Annotated in this window: 5 protein-coding genes; 2 read left to right on the forward strand and 3 right to left on the reverse strand. The window is 74.7% G+C overall.

What is annotated here, in order from left to right; genetic code table 11:
* A partial coding sequence (locus tag GTW08_RS14485) for a serine/threonine-protein kinase (RefSeq protein ID WP_346009907.1) occupies positions 1 to 970 on the reverse strand: 970 nt, incomplete at its 3' end.
* Positions 971 to 1,410: 440 nt separating this feature from the next.
* Between GTW08_RS14485 and GTW08_RS14490 the strand changes: the two genes are divergently transcribed.
* Positions 1,411 to 2,700 (forward strand): amidohydrolase, encoded by a 1,290-nt coding sequence (locus GTW08_RS14490; RefSeq protein ID WP_161152056.1) that lies wholly within the window; start codon positions 1,411 to 1,413, stop codon positions 2,698 to 2,700.
* Positions 2,701 to 2,781: 81 nt separating this feature from the next.
* On the opposite strand, the gene GTW08_RS14495 is transcribed toward GTW08_RS14490, so the two are convergent.
* A complete protein-coding gene (locus GTW08_RS14495; protein ID WP_062397641.1) occupies positions 2,782 to 3,246 on the reverse strand; it encodes a gamma-glutamylcyclotransferase in 465 nt (154 codons plus the stop codon).
* Between the two features lie 143 nt (positions 3,247 to 3,389).
* Here GTW08_RS14495 and GTW08_RS14500 point away from each other — a divergent pair, with 143 nt between their 5' ends.
* On the forward strand, positions 3,390 to 4,793 hold the full coding sequence (locus GTW08_RS14500) for an NAD(P)H-quinone dehydrogenase (RefSeq protein WP_073576386.1): 1,404 nt from the start codon (positions 3,390 to 3,392) through the stop codon (positions 4,791 to 4,793).
* Here the strand turns inward: GTW08_RS14500 and GTW08_RS14505 are convergent.
* Positions 4,768 to 5,200, reverse strand: a 433-nt coding sequence (locus GTW08_RS14505) for an ESX secretion-associated protein EspG (protein ID WP_202417173.1), incomplete at its 5' end; no start/stop codon positions are given. The two genes, GTW08_RS14500 and GTW08_RS14505, sit on opposite strands and share 26 nt — an antisense overlap.

The following is a 5,200-nucleotide window of genomic DNA, read 5'->3' on the forward strand; positions in this document are numbered from 1 at the left end:
CGCGCGGGGGCGGTGCGGCAACCCGCGGCGGTGCCGGTGCCGGTGCCGGTGCCGAGGCCGCGCCGGTCGGTGCGGGCACCCGCGCCATCACGGTCGGCACGTCCGGGGAGCCGGGGAAGATCGGGTCGTCCGGGTCGGCGAGCAGCGGGCGCAGCCGGGCTCGGACCTCGTCGAGCGGCATCCGGCCCGACGGCTCCTTGACCATCAGCCCGGCGATGACCTCGGCGAGTGGGCCGGTGACCGTCGGCGCGGGGACGGGACCGTCGACGACCTCGGTGATGGTGCGGACCGGGTCACCGTCGACGTCGTAGGGCGGGCGGCCCTCGACGGCGGCCCAGAGCGTCGCGCCGAGGCCCCACAGGTCCGCGGCCGGCGTGACCGGCTGGCCCGCGGCGACCTCGGGCGCGATGTAGGCGGGGGAGCCGAGCACGAGGCCCGCGGAGGTCATCGGCGCGTCGGACTCGTTGCGGGCGATGCCGAAGTCGGTGAGCTTGATCCGGCCGTCGTCGGAGATCAGGACGTTGCCGGGCTTCACGTCGCGGTGGGTGATCCCGGCCCGGTGGGCGGCCCGCAGCGCCGCCGCGGTGCCGTGCCCGACGACGCCGGCCTGCGCGGCGTCGAGCCTGCCCAGCTCGGTGATCGCCGCGGCCAGGTTCTTCGACGGCACCAGCTCCATGACCACCAGCGGCTCGTCGCCGCCGGAGTCGAGCACGTCGAAGACGGTCACGACGTTGGGGTGCGACAACCCGGCCAGTGCCCGGGCCTCCCGCATGATGCGTTCCCGCAGCTCCAGCTTCTCCCCGGCCGGGATGCCGTCGGGGATCTTCAGCTCCTTGAGCGCGACGCGGCGGTGCAGTACCTCGTCGAAACCCGACCAGACGGTGCCCATCGCGCCGCTCCCGAGCGGACCGTCGACGCGGTACCGCCCGGCGAACTGTCGGCGCTGGACCTCGCCCTCGGGAACGGACACGCCGCCGATTGTTCCATCGTGCCCGCGCGGCCCGTCCCCGCACACCGTTCCCGGCCGAGGTCGTCACCGGCGGTGCGCAGTGATGACGGTGCGTCACGAAGCTGGTCGTTCCGGGACGCCGGACGGCCGCCGAGGCGGGCCGGGCGTGCGGACGGTCACGGTCCGGTGGCGTTCCGGCCGCGGGCCGGTGTCGTCGTCCCGGGAGTTCCCCGCGGGGGGCGTCCGAACCGCCGGTGAACGGCGAGGATGGCCGTTCGCCGACGGGAGGAGCGGTCGCACGCGGCCGTTCACCTGGAGCAGTGAACCCGCTGGCAGCAGCTCGCCGACCCCTTGCCGCCCCGAGACGGGAACGGACGATTTCGACTGGAACACCGCCGGACGGGTGAGCACCATCATGGGTGGTGGGAGACGACCGAACGCCGTCCGCGTCGACCGCGGGCATGCGGGCCGTTCCCACCGAGGGCCAGTACGAGGAGGACAAGGTGACTGCGCTGCAGACCCGCACCGAGCTCCCGGAGATCACCGATCCCGCGGTCGACGATCTCGGCTCCGGCACGGGTCCGGCCTGGCTGGAGTCGTGGATGCGGGCGCACAAGGGCGAGATCGTCGGCTGGCGCCGCGCGATCCACGCCCAGCCCGAGCTGGCCCGTCGCGAGCACCTCACGACCGCGCGGGTCTCGGAGACCCTGCTGCGGGCCGGTCTGGAGCCGCGCACGCTGCGCGGCGGCACCGGTGTCGTCTGCGAGGTGGGGCACGGCGAGCCGCTGGTCGCCCTGCGCGCGGACATGGACGCGCTGCCCCTGCAGGAGCAGACCGGTCTCCCGTTCGCCTCCGAGGTGCCCGGCGTCATGCACGCCTGCGGGCGCGACGCGCACACCGCGATGCTGCTCGGCGCGGCACTGGCGCTGCAGTCCGCGCCGTCGCTGCCCGGCCGGGTCCGGCTGGTGTTCCAGCCGGCCGAGGAGGTGCAGCCGGGCGGTGCGCTCGACGCCGTCGAGCAGGGCGTGATGGAGGGCGTGCAGCGGATCTTCGCACTGCACTGCGACCCGCGCCTGGAGGTCGGACGGCTCGGCACCCGGGTCGGGCCGATCACCTCGGCCTGCGACCTCATCGAGGTCCGGCTGACCTCCCCGGGCGGGCACACCTCGCGCCCGCACCTGACCGCCGACCTCGTGCAGGCGCTCGGGCTGCTGGCCACCCAGGTGCCGCTGCTGCTGACCCGCCACGTCGACCCGCGCTCGGGCACCGTCCTGACCTGGGGTGCGGTGCACGCCGGGGACGCGGCGAACGCGATCCCGCAGTCCGGCCTGCTGCGCGGCACCCTCCGCACCGCCGACCACGCCACCTGGACCGAGCTCGAGGAGAAGCTGCGGGCGCTCGTCGCGTCCGTGCTGGCCCCGACCGGTGTCGGCTACGTGCTCGACCACGTCCGTGGTGTCCCGCCGGTCGTCAACGACGCGGTGTCCACCGGGATGCTGCGCGACGCCGCGGTGACCGTCGGTGGCGAGGCCGCCGACGCCTCCACCGAGCAGTCCTCGGGCGGCGAGGACTTCGCCTGGTACCTGGAGCACTCCGCGGGCGCCATGGCGCGGCTCGGGGTGTGGCCGGGCACCGGCAAGCAGCGGGACATCCACCAGCCGACCTTCGACCTCGACGAGCGGGCCCTGCCGTTCGGGTCGCGGGTGCTGGTGCAGGCCGCGCTGTCCGCGCTGGCGCAGGCGGCCTCCTGAACCACCGTCTCCCGCGGTGAACGACGACGGCCCGGCCCCCGCGAGGGGGGCCGGGCCGTCGTCGTCAGCCGGTGCGGCCGGTCAGGACTGGTTGCCGGGGGAGGACTTGCGGCTGGGCCTGCTGCGCAGCTCGTTGACGTAGTCGTCCGGGGCGCCCGCGGTCTCCGCGGCGTCGGCGATGACGCCCAGGTAGCGGGCCGACGGGTCCCCGCCCTCGTAGGCGTTCAGCACGTAGATGAACGCGAGGACGCTGCCGTCGAGGGTGGCGACGCGCAGCCGCAGCTTCTTGTGCATGCCCAGCTCGCCGCCCTCCCAGCGGTCGAGCTGGCGTTCGTCGTGCTCGGGGACGTCGTAGAGCACGACGAACACCTGCGAGCCCGGCTCCTCCACCACGGTGGAGAGCGCGCCCTCCCAGGTGTAGTCCTCGCCGCCGAACGTCAGCCGCCAGCCCTGGAGCCACCCGGTCCCGGCCATCGGCGAGTGCGGGGCGCGCTCCTTCATCTGCTCGGGGTCCATGTTCGACCCGTACGCGGCATACAGCGGCACGCATGCAGGGTAATGGGGAGCCCGGCGGGGCCTCGACCCGCCCGGTCGTAATGATGGGACACGCGTACTGTGAGCCCCGTCGACGCCGGCGGGCGGGACCGCCTGCCGGTCCACCACCACCGACTTCTCCAGGGGGATCTCCCGTGACCCGCATCGTCATCATGGGCGGCGGACCGGCCGGGTACGAGGCCGCACTCGTCGCGGCACAGCACGGCAGCGAGGTGACCGTCGTCGAGCGGGACGGGATGGGCGGCGCCTGCGTCGTCTACGACTGCGTCCCCTCGAAGACCTTCATCTCCTCCGCGGCCGTCCGGGTCGACCTGCACCGTGCCGAGGACCTCGGCGTGCTGGTGGACCGCGGCAACTCCGCGGTCGACCTGCCCGCGGTCAACGAGCGGGTCAAGTCCCTCGCTCTCGCCCAGTCCGCCGACGTGCGGGCCCGGCTGGAGGACGAGGGCGTCCGGATCATCGCCGGCACCGCGCAGTTCGCCGGGCCCGCCGCGGCCCGCGCCGCGCACGAGGTGACCGCCACCCACACCGACGGGACGGTCGAGGAGCTCGTCGCCGACGTCGTCCTCATCGCGACCGGGGCCACCCCGCGGGTGCTGGACTCCGCCCGGCCCGACGGCGACCGGATCCTCGACTGGCGCCAGCTCTACGACCTCGACGAGCTGCCGGAGCACCTGATCGTGATCGGGTCGGGCGTGACGGGCGCGGAGTTCTGCTCCGCCTACGTCGAGCTCGGCTGCCGGGTCAGCCTGGTCTCCAGCCGTGACCGGGTCCTCCCGCACGAGGACGCCGACGCCGCGGCCGTGCTCGAGGAGGTCTTCGCCGAGCGCGGCGTCGAGATCCTCGCCCACGCCCGCGCGGACTCGGTCGAGAACACCGGCGACGGCGTCCGCGTCACGCTGTCCGACGGCCGGGTCGTCGAGGGCTCGCACGCCCTGATGACCGTCGGGTCGATCCCGAACACCGCCGACCTCGGCCTGGAGAAGATCGGCATCGAGACCGACCGCGGCGGGTTCGTCCCCGTCGACAAGGTCTCGCGCACCTCCGAGCCGGGCGTCTACGCGGCCGGCGACTGCACCGGGGTGCTCATGCTCGCCTCGGTCGCGGCCATGCAGGGCCGGATCGCGATGTGGCACGCGCTGGGCGAGGGCGTGTCCCCGATCCGGCTGCGGACCGTCGCGGCGAACGTGTTCACCCGCCCCGAGATCGCGACCGTCGGGATCAGCCAGAACGCGATCGACTCCGGTGAGGTCCCGGCCCGCACCGTGATGCTGCCGCTGTCGACGAACCCGCGCGCCAAGATGCGCGGGCTGCGCCGCGGCTTCGTGAAGCTGTTCTGCCGCCCGGCGTCCGGCGTGGTCATCGGTGGTGTCGTGGTCGCCCCGGTCGCGAGCGAGCTGATCCTGCCGATCGCGATGGCGGTCCAGAACGGGCTCGGCGTGGACGACCTGGCCCACACGTTCTCGGTGTACCCGTCGCTGTCCGGGTCGATCACCGAGGCGGGCCGTCAGCTCATGCAGCACTCCGACCTGGACTGAACAGCTCCGCGCACCGGTCGCGCAGCTCGCCGTCGCCCGCGGGGGCGAGGGTGGACCACTCCGGTCCGCCGTGCGCGCCGGTCCCGCGGGTCAGCCGGTAGCGCCCTCGCGGCGTGTCGACGACGGCGACGTGCCCCGGCAGCCGCGACGGGCTGCCCCAGCGGTCGTGCCGGACGGCGCAGATCTGCGCACGGTGCGCGGGCGCGGCGAGCAGCCGTGCGAGCAGGGCCCGCTGCTCGTCGTCCCCGTCCGTGCCGGGGTCGGTGTGTGCGTCCGCGTCGAGGAGGCGGGCCAGCTCGGTGGTGGGCAGGGCCACGGCGGGCCCGGGCCCCGGCGCACGCCGGGGCAGGGCCGACACCGCGGCGTGTGCCGGTGAGCCCGCCGCGGTGACGGTGACGGCTCCGCCG

Source organism: Pseudonocardia sp. SID8383 (assembly GCF_009864975.1).
In the GTDB taxonomy this organism is placed as follows: Bacteria; Actinomycetota; Actinomycetes; order Mycobacteriales; family Pseudonocardiaceae; genus Pseudonocardia; species Pseudonocardia alni.

Excerpts from the sequence above, each read along its gene's own strand:
- GTW08_RS14490 (WP_161152056.1), top strand. The coding sequence starts at position 1,411 with ATGCGGGCCGTTCCCACCGAGGGCCAGTACGAGGAGGACAAGGTGACT.